Source organism: Aureitalea sp. L0-47 (assembly GCF_026126405.1).
GTDB lineage: Bacteria > Bacteroidota > Bacteroidia > Flavobacteriales > Flavobacteriaceae > Pukyongia.
This window is the reverse complement of sequence record NZ_JAFMTQ010000006.1, coordinates 48,582-74,011: the sequence shown is the minus strand read 5'-3', so window position 1 is coordinate 74,011 and position 25,430 is coordinate 48,582. Positions and strand designations below refer to the sequence as shown.

The 25,430-nt window shown below is 44.6% G+C and carries 19 protein-coding genes; 2 read left to right on the top strand and 17 right to left on the bottom strand.

The window, feature by feature from the left end; all coding sequences use genetic code 11:
• The first annotated feature begins 80 nt into the window (after positions 1–80).
• On the top strand, positions 81–1,220 hold the full coding sequence (locus J1N09_RS07895) for a vWA domain-containing protein (RefSeq protein WP_265199532.1): 1,140 nt from the start codon (positions 81–83) through the stop codon (positions 1,218–1,220).
• 6 nt (positions 1,221–1,226) lie between these two features.
• A complete protein-coding gene (locus J1N09_RS07890; protein ID WP_265199530.1) occupies positions 1,227–2,690 on the top strand; it encodes a sigma 54-interacting transcriptional regulator in 1,464 nt (487 codons plus the stop codon).
• On the opposite strand, the gene J1N09_RS07885 is transcribed toward J1N09_RS07890, so the two are convergent.
• The 17 genes from J1N09_RS07885 to purL all read right to left on the bottom strand — a co-directional run bounded on the left by J1N09_RS07885 (position 2,685) and on the right by purL (position 25,380).
• On the bottom strand, positions 2,685–3,449 hold the full coding sequence (locus J1N09_RS07885; protein WP_265199529.1) for a sulfite exporter TauE/SafE family protein: 765 nt from the start codon (positions 3,447–3,449) through the stop codon (positions 2,685–2,687). The two genes, J1N09_RS07890 and J1N09_RS07885, sit on opposite strands and share 6 nt — an antisense overlap.
• 56 nt (positions 3,450–3,505) lie before the next feature.
• Positions 3,506–3,883 carry a LysM peptidoglycan-binding domain-containing protein gene (locus J1N09_RS07880; protein WP_265199528.1) on the bottom strand — a complete coding sequence of 126 codons (378 nt, stop codon included), beginning with the start codon at positions 3,881–3,883 and terminating at the stop codon, positions 3,506–3,508.
• Between the two features lie 176 nt (positions 3,884–4,059).
• Positions 4,060–4,728: an ABC transporter ATP-binding protein gene (locus J1N09_RS07875; RefSeq protein ID WP_265199527.1), complete on the bottom strand. Its 669-nt coding sequence runs from the start codon at positions 4,726–4,728 to the stop codon at positions 4,060–4,062.
• Positions 4,715–5,017 carry a hypothetical protein gene (locus J1N09_RS07870; protein WP_265199525.1) on the bottom strand — a complete coding sequence of 101 codons (303 nt, stop codon included), beginning with the start codon at positions 5,015–5,017 and terminating at the stop codon, positions 4,715–4,717. The genes J1N09_RS07875 and J1N09_RS07870 overlap by 14 nt, the downstream gene beginning before the upstream one ends.
• Before the next feature lie 8 nt (positions 5,018–5,025).
• The gene (locus J1N09_RS07865) at positions 5,026–8,325 is read right to left on the bottom strand and encodes an amidohydrolase family protein (RefSeq protein ID WP_265199523.1); all 3,300 of its coding nucleotides are present in this window, start codon (positions 8,323–8,325) and stop codon (positions 5,026–5,028) included.
• Positions 8,326–8,391: 66 nt separating this feature from the next.
• The gene (locus J1N09_RS07860) at positions 8,392–8,571 is read right to left on the bottom strand and encodes a hypothetical protein (RefSeq protein WP_265199522.1); all 180 of its coding nucleotides are present in this window, start codon (positions 8,569–8,571) and stop codon (positions 8,392–8,394) included.
• 50 nt (positions 8,572–8,621) lie between these two features.
• Positions 8,622–9,194 carry a YdeI/OmpD-associated family protein gene (locus J1N09_RS07855; protein WP_265199521.1) on the bottom strand — a complete coding sequence of 191 codons (573 nt, stop codon included), beginning with the start codon at positions 9,192–9,194 and terminating at the stop codon, positions 8,622–8,624.
• A gap of 3 nt (positions 9,195–9,197) precedes the next feature.
• On the bottom strand, positions 9,198–10,823 hold the full coding sequence (locus J1N09_RS07850; protein WP_265199519.1) for a M1 family metallopeptidase: 1,626 nt from the start codon (positions 10,821–10,823) through the stop codon (positions 9,198–9,200).
• A gap of 12 nt (positions 10,824–10,835) precedes the next feature.
• Complete coding sequence (locus J1N09_RS07845) at positions 10,836–12,170, bottom strand: M28 family peptidase (protein ID WP_265199518.1); 1,335 nt, start codon at positions 12,168–12,170, stop codon at positions 10,836–10,838.
• 81 nt (positions 12,171–12,251) lie between these two features.
• Entirely contained in the window at positions 12,252–13,130 is an 879-nt protein-coding gene (locus J1N09_RS07840; RefSeq protein ID WP_265199515.1) for a hypothetical protein, read from the bottom strand.
• Between the two features lie 138 nt (positions 13,131–13,268).
• A complete protein-coding gene (locus J1N09_RS07835) occupies positions 13,269–15,080 on the bottom strand; it encodes an acyl-CoA dehydrogenase family protein (RefSeq protein WP_265199513.1) in 1,812 nt (603 codons plus the stop codon).
• Between the two features lie 144 nt (positions 15,081–15,224).
• Positions 15,225–16,415: an acetyl-CoA C-acyltransferase gene (locus J1N09_RS07830; RefSeq protein ID WP_265199512.1), complete on the bottom strand. Its 1,191-nt coding sequence runs from the start codon at positions 16,413–16,415 to the stop codon at positions 15,225–15,227.
• A gap of 31 nt (positions 16,416–16,446) precedes the next feature.
• On the bottom strand, positions 16,447–16,803 hold the full coding sequence (locus tag J1N09_RS07825; RefSeq protein ID WP_265199509.1) for a four helix bundle protein: 357 nt from the start codon (positions 16,801–16,803) through the stop codon (positions 16,447–16,449).
• A gap of 29 nt (positions 16,804–16,832) precedes the next feature.
• The gene (locus tag J1N09_RS07820) at positions 16,833–19,241 is read right to left on the bottom strand and encodes a 3-hydroxyacyl-CoA dehydrogenase/enoyl-CoA hydratase family protein (protein ID WP_265199508.1); all 2,409 of its coding nucleotides are present in this window, start codon (positions 19,239–19,241) and stop codon (positions 16,833–16,835) included.
• 6 nt (positions 19,242–19,247) lie between these two features.
• Entirely contained in the window at positions 19,248–19,694 is a 447-nt protein-coding gene (locus J1N09_RS07815) for a MarR family winged helix-turn-helix transcriptional regulator (protein WP_265199507.1), read from the bottom strand.
• Between the two features lie 156 nt (positions 19,695–19,850).
• A complete protein-coding gene (locus tag J1N09_RS07810) occupies positions 19,851–21,641 on the bottom strand; it encodes an AMP-dependent synthetase/ligase (protein ID WP_265199506.1) in 1,791 nt (596 codons plus the stop codon).
• 70 nt (positions 21,642–21,711) lie between these two features.
• The gene (gene purL, locus J1N09_RS07805; RefSeq protein WP_265199504.1) at positions 21,712–25,380 is read right to left on the bottom strand and encodes a phosphoribosylformylglycinamidine synthase; all 3,669 of its coding nucleotides are present in this window, start codon (positions 25,378–25,380) and stop codon (positions 21,712–21,714) included.
• Positions 25,381–25,430: the final 50 nt, after the last annotated feature.

Below are 25,430 nucleotides of genomic sequence, written 5' to 3'. Positions count from 1 at the left end.
TAGTAAAATGAAGCCGTTCAACTCTTAAAAGCCTGTTAATACCAAGGTTTTTTATCTTCGGAATTGAGTATCTTTATGCTATGAAAAAGAAAGACCGTCCTTCAGGGTTTGTTTTTACAAAACACGAACCGAAGGAACAATCTACTTTCGAGCGACTTTTCGAAATTTTCCAGGAACTCATCACCCATACTTCGGGTGACTTTGATGAGGCGATTGACTGGTTACGACAATTGGATGAAGAATACGAGATCACCACACCGGATTATACCATAGAAGATTTCATCGAGGACCTTAAAAAGAAAGGATATATCCGTGAAGAAATAGTGCCTGATGGCAGTGGAAAAGGTGAAGGTAAAGGAAAGTCGAAGATTACCGAAAAGATGGAACAAGCCCTTCGCAAAAGGGCACTCGAGCAAATTTTCGGAAAACTGCGGCGCAGCGGTGCGGGAAATCACAAAACCAAGAAAACAGGAAGGGGAGACGAGAAATCGGGGGAATTCAGAAAGTATCAATTTGGTGATTCCCTGGATCGTATCTCTATGACCGAAAGCATCAAAAATGCGCAGGTGAACCATGGATTAGGTGATTTCCATATCACGGAGAACGACCTGGTAGTGGAGGAGACTATGTTCAAGGCTCAGATGAGCACTGTGCTCATGATCGACATAAGTCATAGTATGATCCTCTATGGAGAAGACAGGATCACACCTGCTAAAAAAGTTGCTATGGCTCTTTCAGAATTGATCACTACACGCTACCCTAAAGATACCTTAGACATATTGGTATTTGGAAACGATGCCTGGCCAATAAAGATCAAGGACCTTCCGTATCTCAATGTGGGGCCCTATCATACCAATACCGTTGCCGGACTCCAGCTCGCTATGGATATGCTGCGCAGGAAGCGAAATACAAACAAGCAGATCTTTATGATCACCGATGGAAAACCAAGCTGCTTACAGTTGCCGAATGGTGAGTACTATAAGAATAGTGTGGGTCTGGATCCACATATTGTGAACAAGTGTTATATGATGGCCAGGCAAGCCCGGAAATTACACATTCCTATCACAACCTTTATGATCGCACAGGACCCCTACCTGATGCAATTCGTGGATCACTTTACAGAAGCAAACCAAGGGAAAGCATTTTACACCGGCCTTCAGGGACTGGGAGAAATGATCTTTACCGATTACGAAACAAACCGCAGAAAGAAAATCAGATAAGTCAAAATGGATATAGAAAACATAAAAACATTAGGCCAGCTTAAAGCAGCCGGATACGAATATAAAACAGTTAAAGACGAATTGCGCCGAAACCTGCTTCAGAAATTGATGAAGAAGGAAACTACTTTCGAAGGTATTCACGGTTATGAGTATACCGTGATCCCCGAGTTGGAACGGGCCATACTTTCCAGGCACAACATCAATTTATTAGGATTGCGCGGACAGGCGAAAACACGTTTAGCCAGGCAAATGGTTTCGCTGTTGGACGAATACATACCTGTAGTAGCAGGAAGTGAGATCAATGACGATCCGTTTAAGCCTATTTCTCGTTTTGCTGCGGAACTTATTGCTGAAAGAGGAGACGAAACACCCATCACATGGCTGCATCGCGACGATCGCTTTTCGGAGAAGCTTGCTACTCCGGATGTAACCGTGGCAGACCTAATCGGTGATGTGGATCCAATCAAAGCCGCACACCTGAAACTCACCTATGCAGACGACAGGGTGATTCATTACGGGATGATCCCAAGGGCGAATCGCAGCATCTTTGTTATCAATGAATTGCCTGATCTGCAGGCCAGGATTCAAGTGGCATTGTTTAATATCCTTCAGGAGGGAGATGTGCAGATTCGTGGATTCAAGCTACGCTTACCATTGGATATTCAGTTTGTGTTTACCGCCAACCCGGAGGATTATACAAACCGGGGAAGTATTGTCACACCTTTAAAAGACCGTATTGGGTCACAGATCCTTACTCACTATCCCGAAGACATTGAAACCGCCAGGATCATTACTGAACAGGAAGCTGCCGAGGCCATGGCCGAGAAGCACCATGTTTATGTTCCAGAACTGGCGAAGGATATCCTTGAGGAGATCAGTTTCCAGGCACGAAAAAGTGAATTCATTGACGAAAAGAGTGGAGTAAGTGCGCGTATGAGTATTACTGCCTTCGAAAACCTTTTGAGCACCGCTGAACGCCGGGCGCTTCACAACGGGGAATCGGAGACAACCATCCGACTGGGTGATTTTATGGGTATCATTCCTTCCATAACCGGAAAAGTGGAATTGGTGTACGAAGGAGAGCAGGAGGGAGCAGCACAGGTGGCACAGCAATTGATTGCCGATGCGGTGAAGTCGCAGTTCGATGAATTCTTTCCGAAGATCGAAAAACTTCAGAAAGAATCCGAAGCCGATCCATACACGGATATCGTTGCCTGGTTCTTCGAGCAAAGTGGATTCGAGTTATTAGACACACTAAGTAATTCTGAATATTCAGAACAATTAAACCGGATCACGCCATTGAATGACCTTCTAGAAGAATATATGCCTGATCTCGATCCGAAGGATGTGCCCTTTGTAAAAGAATTCGTACTCTGGGCCCTGGTTGAATACCGTAAACTCAGCAAGTACAATTTAAGTGATGGGATGCGCTTCAAGGATGTGTATGGAGGTTATATTAGTGGTCTATAAGAGATCTGCAGAAGCCTTCACGATCAGGACGATTCCGCTTACAACCATGATGACTAATACCCAGCGTCTGAAGCTCAGCTTACTCATTCGTGATAGAATTTTCTTGCCGATGAAATTTCCAAGGGTAGCGCCCAGTCCCAGCGCTATTCCGTAGATCCATAACTCTCTATTCAGTAAACCGAAGAAGCTGTAACTACCTACCTGGGCCATGCCAAGGAAAAGCGACTGCGCTGCTTTGGTTCCAACTAGTTCTTCTTTTGTGATTCCCGCATTGAGGAAAAATGGATTTAAGATAGGCCCCATCCCACCGGTAAAGGTTCCTACGATCCCTATAAAGAATCCCAGTGGTGTAAAATACCAGAGTTTTACGGGAAATGACCTCGCCTGCTTTCCAAATTTGTACTGAAAAACTGTACTCACCAGGAATAAACCAACTATGATCTGTATCCAAAGTATCTTGACGCTGGCAAACAAATAACCGGCCAGGATAGCAGCAGCCACGGCTGCCGGAACAAAATACCAGAAAACCTTCCATTCAATGTGTTTCCAGAAAATGATGATCCTGGATGGACGACTGATGAGTGCCCCCAGGTTGATAACAGGGGCTGTTTGGGAGGTGCCGATAAGGAAATTCAGAATTGGGATCTGCATCATGGCACCGCCACCGCCACTAATGGTTGAAAGGGTGAAGGTTGCTGCTCCCAGAACGAATAGTAAGGGAAGGTAGAAAAGCGATATTTCTGAGAAGAATTCAGACATAAAAAAACTGCCCAACTAAAAAGCAGGGCAGTTAAAAGTAAGACTTTCTGTTATACCTATAGATTTGGAATCACCAAATCCTGTCCGGGGTGGATTAGATCCGGATTGTCCAGAATGTTTCTGTTTGCGTTAAAGATTGCTGTGTACTTCATTGGGTCACCATAGTAATGCTTGGCGATCTTACTAAGCGATTCTCCACTTTCAACGGTATGTTGTGCATACACTGAAGTGTCGGCTACCTTGATATCAGCCATTATATCGGCTGGGTTTTCACCACCTACTTTTTTGATCTCATCCCAAATGAGGTCCTTGTGGTATTGGTTTGCCGCTGTCCCGCGAACTTCCAGTTTGTTACCAACGATCTGTACATCGCCATCTTGAATATTTAATTGTTCTCCTAAATCGAGAACGCTCTGATACTTTGCTTTTACCATGCTAATTTGAATTTAGTGTTACTGCTTATAAAGTTACAAATTTTGAGCCATTATGCTTTAAGAAACGATTATTTAAATGCTTTCTTAAACGCTTTTCGTTGAAATGGAAAAATTGTGGGTTAAAATTGACTTTTAAAAGCTAAGGCTTCTGCTATGTGCAACTCGGCCAGGTACATCTATCTGTTTTTTGAAATATATTCAAATTCTTTTAAATCTTCCTTCGAGTCCGCAGGGTAAGAAACCCCGTCCTTGATCACAAGACTACTGGTTGCACAGTCAAGGACATCTTCGTAGTAATGATCCGTCATTAAAATACCCTTTCGCACAGCTAGCTTCCGGAAGAACTCTTTCAATTCATTTTTATGTAGTGGTTCTAACATAGAAAAGGGTTCGTCTAAAAACACGAATGGATGGGGTAACAAGGCAGTGAGTACAACCTCAAAGTATTTTCGTTGGCCGTGGGATAGCTCGCCTATTTTCTTGTTTGCGATGGTAGTGATTACAGCATCGTAAAACACTTTGTCCTGGTCTTCTCCCTTCGGAAAATACACGGGAATAATATCTCTTACCCGCACATTTTTTGGTAGAAACGATGATTGGGGCACATATCCGATGATCTTTCTCGGGATGATTTCCGAAGGAGATATTGGTTCAGCATTAAAAGACATCTCAACCTTTCCACTTCTCAGCGTGCCATACATCATTTTCAGCAAAGTGGATTTCCCAGATCCATTTCTTCCAAATAACCCAACTATGTCCCCGGTATTCAACTCGAAGGAAACATCATTAATGATAGTTCTTCCTCCAAATTTCTTAGATGCATTATGTAGTTTAAATGTTGACAAATAATAAAGAGGATAGAAGTTTGAGACAAGAGAGTACCACCAGGGCTACGATTCCGTTGATCGTAAAGGACATTTCGAACAAACGCCATTTTGTGAGTCCCAGGTTATGGTAGAAATAAAATTGATCCGATTTGAAATAGACAAATCCCAAATAGCCCAGCAGTGTTCCCAGGGTAACGCAAAGTACGTAGGACCACATTAATCCAAATAGGGCAATGTTGATCATTGTAAACCCAGCTATCACGGGGAGCAGCTCTCTATAGAATCGCCAGTAAGCTCGAGCGCGCATGTTATAAATCAATGTCTGGTCATACAACCACATCCACCGTCGAGGAAACTGTGCGTGGTTTCATGCCATGGAAATGCCTGGTTGTATTTGCTTTGTTCCCACCAGAAAGGGGCACGTTCTTTAATTCGGGTGCCAATTTCGTTCATGGTTTCAGCATCGTACAGCCGGCCATTCACCATCACCATCTCCACGGTTTGGGTATTTTCAATATCATCCAATGGATTTTCAGATAATACGATCAGATCGGCCATTTTCCCAACTTTCAGCGATCCGATGTCATCACCGGCACCAATATATTCAGCCGAATTGATGGTAGCTGCTTTCAGGGCTTCCATATTGGTCATCCCGCCCGCTGCCAGCATCCAGGTTTCCCAGTGGGCACCCAAACCTTGTAATTGTCCGTGAGCACCCATATTTACTTTTACGCCTGAATCTGTAAGTTGTTTGGCAGTTTTAGATACAAGTATGTGGCCATTCTCATATTCTTCCATTGGAACTTTAGTGCGATGCCTTGAACGACTGTCCAATATTCTTCGAGGCATGAACTTCTGAAGTCTTTCATTGGCCCACACGTCGTCTCTTTCATAGTAATAATACTCACCATTCAATCCGCCGTAATTTACGATCAGGGTAGGTGTGTAGCCAGTTCCGCTTTTCCCCCAAACCTCAAGTACGTCTTTGTAAACCGGCGCTACCGGGATATTGTGCTCTACGCCCGTGTGTCCGTCGATCACCATAGTCAGGTTGTGCAGGAAGTGCGAACCACCTTCGGGTACCACATTGATCCCCATTTCGCGTGCGGCCTTTAGAACTTGCTGACGCTGCTCACGGCGTGGTTGGTTATAACTTTTTACACTCTTAGCACCGAATGCCTTCGTCCTTCGGATACTGCTTCGTGCATCGTCCAGGTTGTCGATCACTGCTTTAAAATCCCCATCGGCACCATACAGAATGATACCGGTCGAATAAATTCGAGGCCCGACCAGAACACCACTTTTTTGCATTTCTGAAAGGGTAAAAACTGTTTCCGTGTTCGCCGAAGGGTCATGCGCTGTGGTTACACCAAATGCCAGGTTCGCCATAAATGGCCAATATTGCTGAGGTGTAAGACCATACCGAAATGCACCAACATGTGCATGGGCATCTACTAGCCCGGGCATAATGGTTTTACCGCTTAGATCGATCACCTTGGCATCACCCGGAATGGGGATCATCTGTCCCATGGCAACGATCTTATTGTTTTCTACAACCAAGGTTGCATTAGGCATCACCACATCCTTTTCCATTGTAATGAGCCGTGCATTTGTAAAGGCGATCTTTCCTGAAGGTTTATCAACGGGAGCGGAGAGTCCGATCTTTATTCCAGACTCAGGCATTTTAGCCGGTTCTTCACCTGCTCCGGGAAGGAACACGAATTTTTCATTGAGTTTGTTGCTGAAATATTCATCACCCAGGGTCCACATCACCTTCTTGCTGTCTTTAGACCAGTGAATATTGATTCCCGCATCTCTTGCGATCTGTTGCACTGGTACCGAATTGGTTTTTGGATCGAGCGTTAGTGACTTTCCATGGTTTGGAAGCGCAGCGATGTATACCTTGTGTAAATTCGAAAAGGCTACCCATTTATTGTCGGGGCTTGGAACGATCCGATTGGCATATTTAGATGATACATGTTCTCTTTCGTCTTTTCCATCGAGGTTTACACTAATTAGTTTCTTGGTGAGATTACCGAAGTAAGTGCCTCCGGTTTGAAGGTAGATTCGCTTTCCATCTGCGCTGAACATCGGGTATTCACCCTTATTGATCACCTTCTTAACATCTGCACCATTGGCTTTCATGATAAAGATTCCCGGATCTTTGGTATAACTGAATCCCTGATCGGTATTTCCGTTTTCTTTTCTGAATACAATGTGATTTCCATCCGGTGAGAAGGAGGGGGTGCGGTAAATGGCCTTTTCAGAAGTAAGTTTTACAGGCGTCCCGCCGCTGAGGGGTAATTTAAAAATGGCACCTTTCTCAAGGTCGTTCCAGCTGACGTAAACAATACTGCTTCCATCTGGGGAGATGACTGGTTCAAACTCGAAATCGGTGCCGGTTGTTAATCTCTTTGGAGTGCCATTTGGCAATTCCTTGGACCAAATATAGCCTAAAGCATTGAATATTAAAAATCGTCCGTCGGGAGAAGTTACAGCGTTTCGAATGACCTTCACCGTGAAGTTGTCATTCTCTATTTTACTCTTAAAATGAACGGTTTCAGCGAGGTCTATGGCGACATCTACCTCAAACGGTATATTCTTAATTTCTAATGTTTTAATGTTGATCCGATTGATCTTTCCACCACTCCATAACACAATTTCTTCGTTGTTCGGCATCCAGTTGAAATTCGGATATACACCAAACAAAGCCCATGCTTCCTGCTGATCCTTGTTTAATTTATCATAGACCGGCCACTCCTCTTCGGTTTCCAGGTTGTGGATGAAAAGCACAGATTTTTCTCTTACCCTCTTAACAAAGGCAAGTAGCTTTCCATCTCTCGAAACAGTTGGCCGCGCAGCACCTCCTGGTCCTCCTGTGATCTGAACGGTTTTGCCGGTTTCAAATTCATAGCGCTTAATGGCGTAGATCTGGTCGTTTGGATCTTTGTTGTATTGGAAAAAACCACCCGGATACATGTCTTCTGCATAGTAGAGGTACTTTCCGTCGCTGGAGGTAAACGGTTCATTTACGTCCTGTTGATCGTTCTTGCGTTTGGTGAGTTGCAGGCCCTTTCCACCCGATACGTGGTATTGCCAAATCTCACCGGCACCCGCGCTGCGCTCAGAAGTAAAGTGTTTTCTTGCGATAAGATAATTGCCGTCTGCAGACCAGCAGGCGTTATTCAGTAGTCGGAATTTCTCTTCTGTCACCTGTTTAGCATCGCTACCATCGGCATTCATCAACCAGATATTGTCACCTCCACCTGCGTCACTGGTGAAAGAGATCTTTGTGCCGTCCGGACTAAAACGCGGTTGCAATTGGTATGGGATTCCGGTTTGGAGCGCTTTTGCTTTACCACCACCTATCGGCATAGTGTAAATGTCTCCCAGTAGATCGAAGACAATGGTTTGACCATCCGGGCTTACGTCCAGGTTCATCCAGGTACCTTCGTCAGTCGTGAATTTGTGCGTTTTGTAATTGAAATCGTCCCCCGGACTGGCTACATTCCAGGTGGTAGATTCTTTGTCCTTATCTTTTTTCTTTTTTTTCTGAGCGTATTGGGGAGTGAAGATGAATAACGCTAAAGCGAGCGCTAGGAATCGAGTATGCATAGTTGAAATTTTATCAAATCCCAAGGTACGCATTTTGACCGAAATCGGGAATCAACTGAATTTCGATTATTCTTTTAGCTCCGATTTAGCTTTTTTATCAAGGTCGTAGTATCCATAGATCAAACATGATCCACAGGTGATACTCATTAGATTGATCGTAATGTCCGGATTAGTGAAAAAACCAACTCCTCCGGCCACTATGCCTGCTAGTCCAATAAGTAGTAAAGAATATTTCAACTGTTTCATGAGTGAGAATTTGGAATATCTGTAGCTATTTTTTTTAAAATGTTACAACGCTACATTCGTTGCTTCAGATTTTTCTCACATAGCTCGATGATCTCCTTTACACGTTTCGACCGTGTTTCAGGGCGCTTTGCATTGTGTAACCAGGATAAGTAACTTTTCCTATAACCCCGGGCGAAATTGGTGTAGTTTTCGAACGCTAACGGGTTATCGTCGAAGGCTTTTTGAAGTTCTTCAGGGATGACGAGATTCTCTACGTCATCCTTGGCCGTCCAGGTTCCGGTTTCTTTGGCTAGTTCGATCATGGTACGTCCGCTTGAGTGAATCAATCCCGCCGCATCCAACTCTTCAACATATTGCTTATTTAGTTTACTCCATGTGCTCCTGGGATTCCTGGGACAAAAATACTGTCGGCGCTTACCGTTACCCAAACTTTTCACTGTACTGTCGATCCATCCGAAGCAGATAGCAACTTTAACCGCTTCCTCCCAGCGCATGGTAGGAACTCCGTTTTCGAGTTTGTAGAAGACAAGATGAACCCCCTGCGGATAGCTGGCATAATTTTCCTCCAGCCATTCCCGCCACTCTACATCCCTTGGGAAATATAGCTCGGGGCGCTCGTCCATGAATTACTCTTTTATTTCTTCTGAATTTACGTAAAAATCTCTTTTGATCTTAAAAGTTCGAATGTCTTCGTCGAATTCTTCCGCTTTCCAGTCGTCCTTTGGAAAGAGCCAATGTTCTTTGCCATTTACAATAGCGATCACGGGCATATCGAACTCCTCGATGATATCGGTATATCTAAACGAAAGTTCGTTATTAACGATCTTGAATTCCACCTTCGGAATTTTCACAGTGCGCAAGTACTGCTGCCAGAACTCTGTGAGATCGATGCCCGACATCTCGCTAATATAATCCTCCACTTGTTTACTGCTCACAGTTTGATGCCTGAATTCACTGTTCAGTCCACGGAGAATCTCTCGCCATTTTTCATCATCTTCCAGCAATTGCCTTAGCGTGTGCAGTATGTTCGCACCTTTATAATACATATCCCCGCTACCACGTTTCCGAACACCACGTATACCAATAATGGGTCGATCGTTTGAAATACTTTTTCTCGTTCCTACTACATAGGCGGAAGAGGCCTCTTTTCCGAAGTGATAATCGAGATACAAATTCTCCGAATAGGCCGTGAAACCTTCGTGGATCCAAATGTCAGACACATCGTCGTTGGTGATGTTATTAGCAAACCATTCGTGCCCCGATTCGTGTATAATGATAAAATCGAATTTCATCCCCCAGCCTGTACCACTGAGATCCATACCGAGGTAGCCGTTACTGTATCGATTTCCATAGGTAACACTACTCTGGTGTTCCATACCCAGATAGGGTACTTCCACCAGTTTAAAGCTGTCTTCGTAAAAAGGGTAGGGGCCAAACCAGTGTTCAAAGGCCTCAATGGTCATACTGACCTGGGAGAATTGCCTGTTGGCCTTTTCCTCGCTTTCGCGTAATACCCAGTAGTCGAGATCCAGTTCACCTTTTTCCCCCTTGAATTTTTCTGAAAAACGAACGTAGTCTGCGATATTCACATTTACCCCATAATTATTAATTGGGTTAACTACTTTCCATTTCCAGGTCCTGGTATCTTCATTATCGACTATTTCCACCAATCGGCCGTTGCCCACTGCCGATAGTTCCGAAGGAACCGTGATCGCCAGATCCACTCCATTATCGGGCTCATCGTAAGGATGGTCCTTGTTAGGCCACCAGATACTGGCGCCAATTCCCTGGTTGGAAGTTGCTATGAAATGTTGGTCACTGGAATCCCGGGACCAGGTAAATCCTCCGTCCCAGGGTGGATTCTTTGCTACGCGAGGCTTTCCGGAAAACTGCACAGATAGGGAGTAGGTCTTTCCTTTCTTCTGTTTCTTTTTCAGGGTGATGAAATGAAACATTCCTTCGGAACGAATATCCAACGGTTCTCCATCCTGCGTGGCATTCAAAAGTTTCATGGGCTTCTGAAGATCCAATTGCATCACCTTGCCTGGATCGAGAACGGTGTAGGTGATTGTATTGGTTCCGGTAATTTCTCTTTCTTTCGGAAAAACACTCACTTCAAGCTCGTAGTGTTTCAAGTCCCACCAGCCACGTTCAGGAGTAATGCTTCCGAAGAGGCTGTCCTGTTTACTGAACGATTGGGAATATCCCATGACTGTCACGAGAAACAGCAGTATGACAATTCTGTATTTCATGTTTAGGTTTTATTAATTGCGGAAGATTCCGGATGGGAATACTACCACGCTTTCGTGTCCGTCTTCACCTACCGAAGCAATTCCGAAGAAATAGTTATCAATAACAATGCCTTCCAGGGTGTACTCGGAAACATCGCCAACATAGCGGCTGTGATCCCAGGTAGGCGAGGTAGTGTCACGCCAGTAGATCTTGTAACCCACGGCGCCATCCACTTTTTTCCATTTGAATTTAGCCGAAGGTTCCACTATGCCTCCTATAGCTACATCTTCCGGTGGAGGTGGAGCGGAAGCCAGGCGGGCCATGGTGATGGCGTTCACGGCCGTTAGTTTTTTTGCGTAGTCAAAGTTGACGAATTTAAGCTTGTCTCCGTACTCAATACCATCTTCCATGCGGATGTCCTGGTGCTGCTGGGTGTAATTCTCATGGGCCTCCATGATTCGGATACCAGCAAATCCCGCATCGTTGAAAGGGCGATGATGCCCACCGCGGCCAAACCTATCGAGTCTATAGATCAACATCGGATTCATTTCAGGCATATAGGTTTTAGTGGTTTTGTAGACGTAACGTGCCAATTGACGAGAGATCCCATCCACTTCTCCACCGTAGAATCTTCTGCGGTTTCGCTGGCGCTCGGTTTCTGTGGGTGGAACGGGTTCTGAAAAGATCCTGAAATCAACATTGCTAACAACGCCGTCAACTCCTTTGATATTGCCGATCATGTCGTTGTTCAATACCCCTATGATCTCCCAACCGTTCTCTTTGGCGTAGTTCGCAAATCCCTTTCCGCCAAAAAGGCCCTGTTCCTCGCCACTCAACCCCAGGTAAACGATACTACTTTCAAATTTATACTTCGATAAAACCCTTGCTGCCTCAATAGCTCCGGCCATACCCGTGGCATTGTCGTTGGCCCCTGGTGAATCCGAAGTATAATCAGTAGGACTACTCACTCTGGAATCGATATCTCCACTCATGATGATATACCGATTGGGATATTTTGTTCCTTTCTGAACGGCAGCGACATTAACTACCCAGACATCTTTTACAATACGGTTGTTCTCACCTTTTTTTACCAGGTCCTTCTGATAAAAAACATCAAGACATCCTCCGCAGTCGTTGGATATATTGTTGAATTCCGACTTTATCCATCGGCGGGCAGCGCCTATTCCTCGCGTGTTTGAAACTGTATCGCTTAATGTATGTCGGGTACCGAAACCCGCAAGCGTTGTGACGTCTTGTTCCAGTCTTTCAGCCGAAACCGCATCTATGATATCGTATAGTTTGGGATCGGTTTGAGCAGTGCTTAAGGTAGCACTGAATAGAAGTATCAGGCAGGTAATTATTCTCATCTAATCGTAGTTTGTACGAAAATAACGAAAAGTTATAAGTCGTATTCAGAATGAAATGCTAATTCCGTTCAAGTTGGCTTTTTACTTTTCCGAAGTAGTCGTGGGCACAGCTACTATCGCCAGTTTGGTACCGTCCGGACTTAAAGCCATGCGTGTAATATTGTCAATCTTGAATTCTGAAAGATCCGCCACTTCCATCCAGCGATCCTCGCCAAACAGGTCGTACATAAACAATTTTGTCCCGCTTCCTATAAGACAAGTAGTGTCGTTCAACCAAACATGATCCTGCACATCAATAGGCAACTGTACAACAAAGAAACTTTCAAAACTTCCCATATCCAGTTGATACACATCGTGATTCCCTTCTTCATTAACATAGGTGTAACTCATGCTCTCGGAATTGGGTACGCGATGGAAAGACCGGCCGGCGTTATATGCAAGTGTATCCACGACTTTGGTTTCAAGGTTGGCCACAACCAGGTCGAGTCCATCATCCCCCAGCACAGAACCTAGCAGTAGGTCTTCGTTGTACATTGAGAAATAAGCTACTCTGAGATCGGGATGGGCTTCCTTGTAGTCTCCAAGGGTGATGTGATGATGAAAGAGTCGCTGATACCCGGTACTGTCCAGATGAACGCTTAGTACATTTTCCGAGTTCGGGATGCGTTGAGGTGAATACTGACTCGAAGCAGAACCCTCATGATACCAGAATTTCTTATCGAAACGAATGTTGTACTGGGCGATGTCTGTTTGTCCCCCGTTATTCCCTGCAAAGATCAGCAGGTTGTCGCTTTGGAAGGATGGCTGACTATCATACCCATCATCATTAGAGATATTCCTGAAATTGCTCAATTCGAATGTATCATTTCCGAAGTTGAGATCCATAAGGTAAACTTCGGTATTAGGCTGAGCGAAAGAGAAAGTTCCAACTAGAAACAAAATAAAAGCAATTCGGGTCATTTCAGAAATTTTACCAAAGATACGCAGAGTTTCAATGTCATTCAGAGCGAAGCGAAGAATCTAAAACAAAACCGCCAGTCGCGATCGACTGGCGGTTTTTCAACTAACTAACCAAATGCTATGAGCAGCATCTGCTTTTTAAAACGGATAAGTGTTCTCTGCCGTCACCTTTTCAGCGATCATATTCCGCAGAGCCACAACGTTAGGCGTGTTATGATATTTGGTAAAACGCTTCAATCCCATCAGCATCATTCGTTGTTCATCACCTTCGGCAAAAGAAACAATTCCTTCCTTTGCTTTCTGATTGATAGTGTCTACCGCATTATAAAGATACAACTTTGCCATTGCAATTTGCTCTTTTTGAGCGTCTTCACCAAATCTAAGTGCATTTTTTTCAGCTCTAAGTACCGTACTCTCAGCCATATAGATCTCTATGAGGATGTCAGCGGCAGCCATCAGAAGCTGTTGATGTTCTTCCAATTGTGGTCCGAATTTCTGAACGGCTGCACCTGCGACCATCAGGAATACTTTTTTCAGTTTGGCGATCATCGCCTTTTCTTCGGAAAGGATTGCGCTGAAATCGGGAGTATCGAAAGAAGGGATACCCGTAAGTTCGTCGACTACTGCCATGGCCGGACCAAGAAGGTCAACATGGCCTTTCATTGCTTTCTTCACCAGCATTCCAACGGAAAGCATTCGGTTGATCTCATTGGTTCCTTCGTAGATACGTGCAATTCTGGCATCTCTCCAGGCAGCTTCCATTGGGGTATCGGCGCTAAAGCCCATACCACCAAAGATCTGAATACCTTCGTCACTGCAATTCTGAATATCTTCGGAAACGGCCACTTTCAGAATAGAACATTCGATGGCGTATTCTTCTACACCCTTAAGTTCAGCTTCCTGGTGAGTGTTGCCTTCAGCCATACGTATAGCGATGCGATCCTCAATGTTTTTTGCAGCCCGATAACTGGCACTTTCACCTGCATAAGCAGATGTTGCCATATTTGCGATCTTGGCTTTTATGGCGCCAAACTTTGCGATAGGGGTCTTAAACTGAATACGTTCGTTGGCATATTTCACCGCCGTATCGATCACCCGGCGTTGTGCATCCAGGCAGGCAGCCGCCAATTTGATCCTACCCACATTGAGGGCGTTCATCGCGATCTTAAATCCATCACCGCGCTTTGAAAGCATATTTTCAACAGGAACTACTGTTTCGTTAAAGAAAACCTGTCGGGTAGAGGAGGCGTGAATCCCTAGTTTTTGTTCTTCCTCGCCCATGGTGATACCATTGGATGGATCGTTCTCAACGATAAATCCTGTAATGTTCTTATCGTCTTCAATACGCGCGAATACAATGAACAAATTACAGAAACCCGCATTGGAGATCCACATCTTTTGTCCGCTGATCTTGTAGTGTGTACCATCTTCCGAAAGAACCGCTTTTGTTTTTCCGGAGTTAGCATCACTTCCTGCGCCCGGCTCTGTGAGACAGTAAGCACCAAACCACTCTCCCGTGGCAAGTTTAGGGACATACTTTTGCTTTTGCTCTTCGGTTCCGTATAAGGTGATCGGCATGGTGCCAATCCCTGTATGTGCACCAAAGGCAGTTGCAATAGAACCTGTAGCTCCAGAAATGTAATCACAAACGAGCATCGTAGTTACAAAGCCCATACCCAGTCCGCCGTATTCTTCCGGAACTGCAATTCCAAGAAGTCCGAGTTCACCTGCTTTTCGCATGATCTCTTCGGTAAAGGCGTAATCCTTTTTCTCGAAACGTTCTTTGTGAGGCCAGATCTCCCGGTCTACAAATTCGATTACCGATTCTTTCATCATCTTCTGTTCTTCGGAAAAGTCTTCGGGGGTGAATATATCTTCACATTTTGACTCCTTCACCAGGAATTGCCCTCCTCGGAGTATGTCTTTGTTAAGTTCTGCCGTGGTACTCATATTTATTTTTTTAGTATTCAGTATTCAGTATTCAGTATTCAGTGTTCAGTGTTCAGTGTTCAGTGTTCAGTGTTCAGTGTTCAGTGTTCTAACATCTAACGACTAACATCTAACATCTAACGTTTAACATCTAACGTCCAACATCTAGTTAAGGAATTCATAGATTCCTGCGGCTCCTTGTCCGGTTCCAACACACATGGTTACCATACCGTATTTACCCTGCATGTTTCGCTGCCGCATTTCGTCAAATAACTGGACAGATAATTTTGCCCCGGTACAACCCAAAGGATGACCTAATGCGATGGCTCCTCCGTTCACATTTATGATCTCCTGGTTTAGGTTCAGTTCACGGATCACGGCCAGTGATTGAGAAGCAAATGCTTCGTTCAATTCAATAAGATCGATGTCCTCTTGTTTCATTCCAGCCTGCTTCAGGGCCTTTGGGATGGCCTTAACCGGCCCGATTCCCATGATCCTTGGTTCAACACCAGCAACTCCAAAATTCACCATTCTCGCAATGGGTTCAAGATTCAGTTCCTTAACCATCTCCTCACTCATCACCAGCACAAAAGCAGCTCCGTCGCTCATCTGTGATGAATTTCCCGCAGTTACGCTACCGTTTGCTGCGAAAACTGGTCGAAGTTTACCAAGTACTTCCTTGGAGGTGTCGGCTCGCGGACCCTCATCCTTGGCTACGGTATAGGTAGTAGTTTCTTTCTTTCCTTCGGAATTCACAAAAGTGTGTTCTACTTCTATGGGTACGATCTGCTTGTCGAATCTATTCTCGGCCTGGGCTTTCAAGGCTTTTTGGTGCGAATTGTAAGCAAATTCGTCCTGGTCTTCACGCGATACGTTGAACTGGTTGGCAACGGCTTCGGCAGTTAATCCCATTCCCCAGTAATAATCTTCGTTACCTTCCTTAGCGATCTGGTAATCGGGAGTTGGTTTATATCCACCCATTGGGATGTAGCTCATACTCTCCGCTCCACCTGCAATGATACAATCGGCCATTCCGCTTTGGATCTTGGCTGTTGCCATGGCGATAGTTTCTATACCGGATGCGCAGTAACGGTTTACGGTTACACCGGGCACGTCTTCAATTTTCAGTCCCATTAAGGAGATCAAACGCGCCATATTCAATCCTTGTTCTGCTTCCGGCATGGCATTTCCCACGATCACGTCGTCAATTCGGGTTTTATCCAGCTCGGGTAATTCCTTCATCATGTGCTCGATGGTCTCCGCTGCCAGTTCATCCGGCCGCTTGAACCTGAAAAGGCCCCTGGGAGCTTTACCCACCGCTGTTCTGTATGCTTTAACTATATATGCTGTTTTCATTTTTATAGTATTAAGTATTGAGATGTTAGTATTAAGATTCGGTAAGCGACTTTTGAAAGGCATAATTCATTTTCTGAATCTCCGTAACCTTATTCAACACTGGTTTTATTTTATCTTCTGAAATTAGTTGCAATTCTATTACTAATATTAATTGAGTTTCTAATTCATATGAGGAGCCATGCGCAACGCTTAAAAAATGTTGAAACTCCTTCTTTGAATTTCTTCCGGCTCCTTCTGATATATTCGATGGAATTGAAATCGCACATCTCTTCAACTGTGAAACCAATCCGAATTTTTCTTCCGTAGGTAGTTCAGCAGCAATAGAATAAACTGATTTTGCCAAAGCCATGGATTTACTCCAAATCTTTAAATCTTTTACCTTATGCATACTAACTACTAAATTCTAATATCTAAAATCTAATTCCTTAATGGTTTTCCTTTCTTGATCATGTGCTCAAGTCGCTCAAGTGTTTTCCTTTCGGTACATAAACTCATGAATGCTTCTCTTTCAAGATCTAGAAGGTATTGTTCACTTACATAACTAGGCTCACTTAAGTCTCCACCCGCCATCACATAGGCCAGTTTATTGGCGATCTTCTTATCGTGTTCACTGATGAAGTGTCCCGCTTCCATGGAATCGGTCCCTACAAGGAACATCCCCAGTGCCTGTTTTCCAAGTACTCTTACGTCCTTTCTCTGAAGAGGTTTGGTATAGCCCTGATCCGCCATCATGCGGGCAACTGCCTTAGCTGTGGCGATCTGTCGGTCTTTGTTTACTACTACAATATCTTTTCCTTTCTGAAGGATTCCGGTATCGTAGGCTTCGTGAGCCGATGTAGCCACTTTGGCCATACCAATAGTGAGGAAGTATTCCTGAAGTCGGTTTAGTTCCACGTCATTCTTGGCGAAGGTATCGCTGGCTCTCATCGTCATCTCCTTACTACCGCCACCACCTGGTATTACTCCAACACCAAATTCCACCAGCCCGATATAGGTTTCAGCTGCTGCGACTACACGATCTGCGTGCAGGGTCATTTCGCAACCACCTCCCAGGGTCATTCCATGCGGCGCTACCACTACTGGTATGGAAGAATAGCGCAGTCGCATGCAGGTATCCTGGAAGTATTTTACCGCCATATTCAGTTCGTCGTATTCCTGCTCTACAGCCATCATAAAGATCATACCGATATTGGCACCCACCGAGAAGTTTGCTCCCTGGTTTCCTACCACAAGTCCGTCGAAATCTTTTTCGGCTATATCAATTGCCTTATTCACACCGGCAAGTACATCACCCCCAATGGAGTTCATTTTACTCTGGAATTCCACATTCAGGATTCCGTCACCCAGGTCTTCGACAACGCAACCACTGTTTTTGAACACTTCTTTGCTCTTGCGAATGTTGTCAAGGATTATAAAGGCATCCTGACCCGGAACTTTTTCATGAGCTTTCTTCGGAATGTCGTAGAAATAAGTGGCTCCATCCTCAACGGTATAGAACGACTCAATTCCTGCATCCTGCATCTCTTTTATCCAGGCTGCTGGTTCCTTACCAATTGCTTTAATTAGTTCTATTCCTTCGGAAAGACCAACGGCATCCCAAATCTCGAAGGGTCCGTTCTCCCATCCGAAACCAGCCTTCATAGCGTCGTCGATCTTGTAGAGTTCGTCTGTGATCTCCGGGATTCGCTTGGAAACATAGGCGAACATCGCACCGAAATTCTTCCGATAGAATTCACCGGCTTTGTCTTTCCCGCCTACAAGAACTTTGAACCTGTCGATCACCTTGTCGATAGACTTGGTCATCTCCAGGGTAGGGAAGGAGGCGCGTTTCTTAGCTCGGTATTCCAGGCTGTCCAGGTCCAACGAAAGAATTTCACTGGATCCGTCTTCTTTCTTTATCTTTTTGTAGAATCCTTGCCCGGTCTTGCTTCCCAGCCATTTATTCTCCATCATGGTGTCGATGAAGGCAGGTAGCCTAAATAATTCATGCTCCTCATCGTCCGGGCAATTATCGTAAATACCATTTGCCACGTGAACAAGGGTATCCAGTCCAACTACGTCCACAGTTCTGAATGTTGCACTTTTTGGTCTTCCTATCACGGGACCGGTAAGCTTGTCAACTTCCTCTATGGTAAGACCCATTTCGGAAACCTGGTGAAACAGACTTTGAATTCCGAAGATACCTATACGGTTACCGATAAATGCAGGTGTGTCCTTCGCTATCACAGAAGTCTTTCCCAGGAACTGTTCCCCGTATCCATTCAGGAAATCAAGAACTTCCTGTTTGGTGTCCGGACCCGGAATGATCTCGAATAATTTCAGGTAACGCGGAGGGTTGAAGAAGTGAGTTCCGCAGAAATGCTGGCGGAAATCTTCGCTTCGCCCGTCATTCATGAATTTTATAGGTATACCGGATGTATTTGATGTGATCAAAGTGCCGGGAGTACGATGCTTCTCCAGATTTTCGAATACCTGTTGCTTGATGTCAAGGCGTTCTACTACCACCTCGATGATCCAGTCCACATTCTTAACCTTAGCTATATCATCCTCCAGGTTTCCAGTAGAGATTCGCTTGGCGAAGTCTTTGTGGTATAGGGGTGCTGGTTTACTTTTGATTGCCGCAGTTAGGGCATCGTTAACCAGCCTGTTGCGAACCACTTTATCCTCAAGGCTTAGTCCTTTGGCTTTTTCTTTGTCGTTTAATTCGCGAGGGACGATGTCGAGTAATAGGACTTCCACACCGATATTAGCGAAGTGACAGGCGATACCGCTTCCCATGATCCCGGAACCGATTACTGCAATTTTTTCAATTCTTCTTTTAGCCATGTGCGATTATATTTTTTCAGTCTTGTATATTTTTTTTGAAGTAACCAGGTCGAGTATTGTATTGGCTACTCGCTTATATGTTTGAAGGTCTTCTTCACCGATTGTCGCTTTTACTGCTTCATCGAAACGCAAAACAACACCTTTGGAGTACTCACGCATCTCCCTTCCGAAGTCGGTAAGATGAATAAGCACACTCCTGCCGTCCAGTGGATTAGGTCTTCTTTCTATAAGACCCTTTTCTTCCATATTCTTTAAGGTTCTCGATAGGCTAGTGGCTTCCATCCCCATCTTTGGGCCCAATGCCGTTGAAGGAGTTCCTTCTTCAGGATCTATACTTATGAGGGCGAAACCCGTGGCCATCGTGCTGTCTTTCTTCGCCGCTTCTTCGTTATACATCTTACTCACCCCCATCCAGGTGGCCCGTAGTATGTAATCGATCGTTTTTTCTTTCAAGGGAGTTTGTTTTTGATATTGCCAAAGATAATAAAATATACTATGCATGCATAATAAATTAACAAAATTATAGAGCTTGGTGTTACAAGCTCCTGTCATTCCTAAAGTTAATGAGTTTCCAAGAAGGTCCTTGATCGCTTTTTATGCGGAAAATAGTTAGGTACTACTTTCGTGACCATACATCTTATTGTAGAGGTCGATGTACTTTTGCTTGATCACTTTTCGTTTCATTTTCATAGTAGGAGTAAGGTGACCTTCGTCGATAGTCCATACTTCTGGGGTTAGTTCAAACTTCTTAACCTGTTCCCATTTTCCGAAACGCTCGTTGAAATGATCCACTTCCTTTTGAATACGCTTAATAAGTTTTTCATTGGTAGCTAGGAGTGCTGGGTCTTCAGGAAGGTCTTTTCCTTTTCTTTCGTTCCATTCATGGACGAATTCATAATTCGGCTGAATGAGGGCAGCCGGCATTTTCTCACCTTCACCTACTACCATTACTTGCTCAATGAACCTGGATTGTTTGAAGGCGTTTTCAATGATCTGTGGTGCCACGTACTTCCCACCACTTGTTTTGAACATCTCCTTTTTCCTGTCGGTTATCTTCAGGAATCCATCTTCATCTATTTCACCGATATCACCGGTGTGGAAATATCCATCTTTTAATACATCGGCCGTAAGATCGGGATCTTTATAATACCCCATCATAACCTGCGGGCCCTTGATAAGGATCTCTCCGTCATGCGCGATCTTTACTTCCGTATCACGAATAGGTTTACCAACTGTTCCAATTCGGAAACCTCCTTTCCGCATATCATTCACACTCACCACCGGAGAGGTTTCGGTAAGTCCGTAGCCCTCCATCACAGGTATTCCAGCGGCATTAAACACTCTGGCAAGTCGGGCTTGCAGTGCAGCACTGCCTGATGCAACGGCTTTCAGATTGCCACCGAGGGCTTCCTGCCACTTAGAGAATATCAATTTACGGGCGATCTTTAATTTCGTCTCATACCACCATCCGTTTTGCCCGTATGGCTCGTATTGTAGACCAACTGATACCGCCCAGAAAAATAGTTTCTTCTTGATCCCCGTTAGATCGGACCCCTTGGCATAGATCTTATCGTACACTTTTTCGAGTAGGCGAGGGACAGCCGTCATGACTTCCGGCTTGATTTCCTTTAAATTATCGCTTATAGTTTCAAGGGATTCAGCAAAATGGATGCTCACTCCACAAAACTGGTACATATAGAGAAGCATACGCTCATAGATATGGCACACAGGTAGGAAACTCAACGACTTGTTCTTGGCGATATCGATAGGCAATCGCTCTGCACTATAGACCGCGTTCGTTGCAATGTTTTTATGACTCAGCATCACACCTTTTGGCTTACCGGTAGTTCCGGAGGTGTATATCAAAGTGGCCAGATCGTCTTCCTTAATGAGGTCTTTTCTTTTCTCTACCTCATCCTGTAGCTCGGGATGTTCTTCTCCAAGCTTAATTACTTCGCTGTAATGTGGGCAATCTCTTAATTCATCAAAACAATATACTCCTTCCAAAGTAGGAACCTGATCCTTGATCTTATTGATCTTGTCAAGTACTTCTGTACAGGAAACAAAACAGAATTTAGATTCGCTGTGATTCAGTACATAGGCATATTCTTCTTCGGAAATCGTTGGATAAATCGGCACATCCTGAGCGCCGATCTGTAATACGCCTATGTCGCAGATGTTCCACTCGGTGCGATTGGTCATTGATATAAGTGCAACCTTGTCGTTCGGCCTAACTCCCAGGTGGATCAATCCCCGACTCAGTGCGTTCGCTTTGTCGAGATATTCTTTGGTAGACGTGGCAACCCATTCACCGTTCTTTTTGGTAACCAGGGAGGCTTCTAGTGGAAAATTTTCTAATTGGTAATATGGGAAGTCAAAAAGTCTTTTTACTTCGATCATGGTCGCATTTTTTCAGACACACAAAATAGGAAAAAATCTTCAGATTATAATGGGTCAAAACCAGCTGGCTCTATGCTTCTTTAGCTTCCAGCCACTTTCTGGCATTCACGAATGCCTCATGCCATGGTGATACTTTGTCCTCACGGCCCGATGGGTAATAACCCCAGTTCCAGGGGAAGGTGGATCGCTCCAGGTGAGGCATGATAACCAGGTGTCTCCCGCTGTCGTCTGTAAGAATTGCTGTATTATAATCACTTCCATTAGGATTCGCCGGAAGGCCTTCATAACCATATTTCCCAACGATCTTATAGTTTTCTTCTGAAAGGGGAAAGCTAAATTTACCTTCACCGTGAGCCGCCCAAATACCAAGTGTGCTTCCCGACAGAGACGAAAGCATTACAGAGTTGTTATCCTGGATCTCGATAGAAGTAAAAGAACACTCGAACTTATGAGTGTCGTTGTGAAGCATCTTCGGCTTTTCTTTATGATCAGGGTTTATGAGTCCGAGTTCTATGAACAGCTGACATCCATTACAAACTCCAAGAGACAGTGTATCCTCTTTGCTGAAGAAGTTGTTCAGCGCTTTGTTCGCCTTTTCATTATAAAGGAAGGCGCCTGCCCATCCTTTGGCACTACCCAACACGTCACTATTCGAAAATCCTCCTACGGCAGCTATGAATTTAATGTCATCAAGGGTTTCGCGCCCTGTAATTAGATCTGTCATGTGAACATCCTTCACATCAAACCCAGCCAGGTGCATGGCGTAGGCCATTTCGCGTTCACTGTTACTTCCCATCTCACGAATAACCGCCGCTTTGATCTTCGGTTTTGAAGTGTCTACAACAGGTAGCTCGCCTGTAAAATGATTCGGGAAATTGAACTTTAGTGGTTGGTTCTTGTAGTTATCGAACCGCTCTTTTGCCTGAGCTGCACCACTTTGCATTCGGTCAAGCAAGTAAGAAGTCTGATACCAAACATCGCGGTATTCAGTAATGTTAAATTCTTCAGTCACCTCATTGTGAGTAAGTTGAAGCGAGTCATCTGAACTTACAGATCCAATCTTATGGAAGGCTATACCTTCAGATTTTAGCATTGTTTCTACTTCGGAATCATTCTGTGCCTGGATCACAACTCCACAATTTTCAGAAAAGAGAATCGGGATAAGAGAATCACCTAATTCAGACAGATCAAGTTGTGCTCCGAGATTCACATCAGCAAAGCACATTTCAAGCAAGGTTGTGATCAAACCGCCTGCAGCGACATCATGACCTGCGGCTATCTTTTCTTCTGAAATTAATTTCTGAAGCGCATTGAACACGGTCACCACATAGGACGCATCCGTCACAGTAGGTGCTTCAGAACCAATAGTATTCAGTATTTGAGCAAAGGACGAACCTCCCAGCTTAAACTTGTCCTGTGATATATTGATATAGTAGATACTGCCGGCACCCTTTTGAAGCACAGGTTCCACAACCTGTTTCACATCTTTACAATGTCCCGCCGCCGAGATGATTACAGTACCGGGAGCGATAACTTCTTCGTTCGGGTATTTTTGCTTCATCGAAAGGGAGTCCTTACCCGTAGGTACATTGATGCCTAGTTCTATGGCAAAATCACTTACTCCTTTAACAGCTTTGTACAGCCTGGCATCTTCTCCTTCGTTATTACAAGGCCACATCCAGTTCGCGGAAAGTGAAATACTTTTCATTCCTTTCTCCAGGGGAGCCCAGACAATATTTGTTAGCGCTTCAGCAATGGAGTTACGCGAACCCGCCACGGGGTCTATCAATCCGCTAATTGGTGAGTGTCCGATCGAAGTGGCTACACCTTCTTTTCCATTGTAATCAAGAGCCATCACACCGCAGTTGTTCAACGGTAATTGTAGTGGGCCAGCACATTGTTGCTTCGCCACTCTACCCGTAACACAGCGGTCTACTTTATTTGTAAGCCAATCCTTGCAGGCCACTGCTTCCAGTTGTAGCACCATATTCAGGTATTCGTGCAAACGTCCGGAATCGTAGTCAGGATTCTTGTAATTTCTTTGAATGGATCTATCCTGCATTACTGTTTTAGGCGAACTTCCAAACATATCTTCCAATGCAAAATCCATAGGTTTCTCACCTGTTGAGCTGCTTTGGAAACAGAATTGATGATCCCCGGTTACTTCTCCAACTTCATACATTGGAGATCGCTCGCGTTCGGCAATACGTTTCAGGGTTTCTATATCATCTTCCCCAATAACGAGTCCCATTCGTTCCTGGGATTCGTTCCCGATCAATTCCTTGGCAGAAAGGGTAGGGTCACCCACCGGTAATTTGTCCAGGTCGATATGTCCACCGGTCTCTTCCACTAATTCACTGAGGCAATTCAAATGTCCTCCTGCTCCGTGATCGTGGATGGATACGATTGGATTCTCTTCGCTTTCTACCATACCTCGAACGGCATTGGCAGCGCGTTTCTGCATTTCAGGATTGGAACGCTGCACGGCATTTAGTTCTATTCCACTTTCGAATTCGCCAGTATCAGCAGAGGAAACAGCAGCACCACCCATTCCGATCCGATAGTTTTCACCTCCCAGGATGACAACCTTATCACCGGTTTGTGGTATATCCTTGATGGCCTGTGAAGCTTTTCCATAACCGATTCCACCGGCAAGCATGATCACTTTGTCAAAACCTAATTTTCGAGCTTCTTCTTCATGTTCGAAGGTGAGCACGGAACCCGCTATAAGCGGTTGTCCGAACTTATTACCGAAATCCGATGCTCCGTTACTGGCTTTAATCAATATGTCCATTGGAGTTTGATACAACCAGTTTCTTTCTTTCATAGCCTTTTCCCATGGTCTGTTGTCCATTAGCCTGGAATAGGAGGTCATGTAAACAGCGGTTCCTGCAAGTGGTAGTGAACCTTTACCTCCTGCCAGGCGGTCACGGATCTCTCCACCACTCCCGGTAGCAGCTCCATTGAAGGGCTCAACTGTAGTCGGGAAATTGTGAGTCTCCGCCTTGAGAGAAATTACACTTTGGAAGGGCGTAGTTTGATAGAAGTCCGGTTTATCGGCAGTCTTAGGTGCAAATTGCTCTACTTCAGGCCCTTTTATAAAAGCAACGTTGTCCTTGTAGGCAGAAACAATTTCGTTAGGGTGTGTTGCCGAGGTTTTCTTAATTAGTTTAAAAAGGGAACTCGGCATGGTTTCACCATCTATCTCGAAGGTTCCGTTGAAGATCTTGTGTCGGCAATGCTCACTGTTCACCTGGCTGAAACCGAATACCTCACTGTCGGTTAATTTTCTGCCAAGTTTTTCGGAAAGCTGCTTCAGGTATTCAACTTCATCACTATTTAAAGCAAGTCCTTCCTGCTCATTATAGGCAGCGATATCGCTAATCTCTTTTATAGGTTCCGGCTCAATATGAAGATCAAAAATGTCCTGATCCAATAAATTGTATTTCTGGGAGAGCATGGGGTCGAAATCCGAGTAGTCTTCACTTACGTGATGAAACTCTTCGATTCTCGTGATTCCTTCGACGTGCATATTTTCGGTTATCTCCACGGCATTTGTACTCCATGGAGATACCATGGCAGCTCTCGGGCCAACAAAAAAATCCGCTATCGCGGACTGTTCTATTTTAGGTTGGTTACCAAATAACCAAGTTAGTTTTTCTATGGTTCGAGGAGAAAGATCGTCGGTGGACTGGACAGCAAAAACAGTGTTTTTTACGTCACCAAAAAAGTGGATCATCTGATGCTTTTTAGAGTACTTTGAACAAAGAGCAAAAATAACTAAATAAA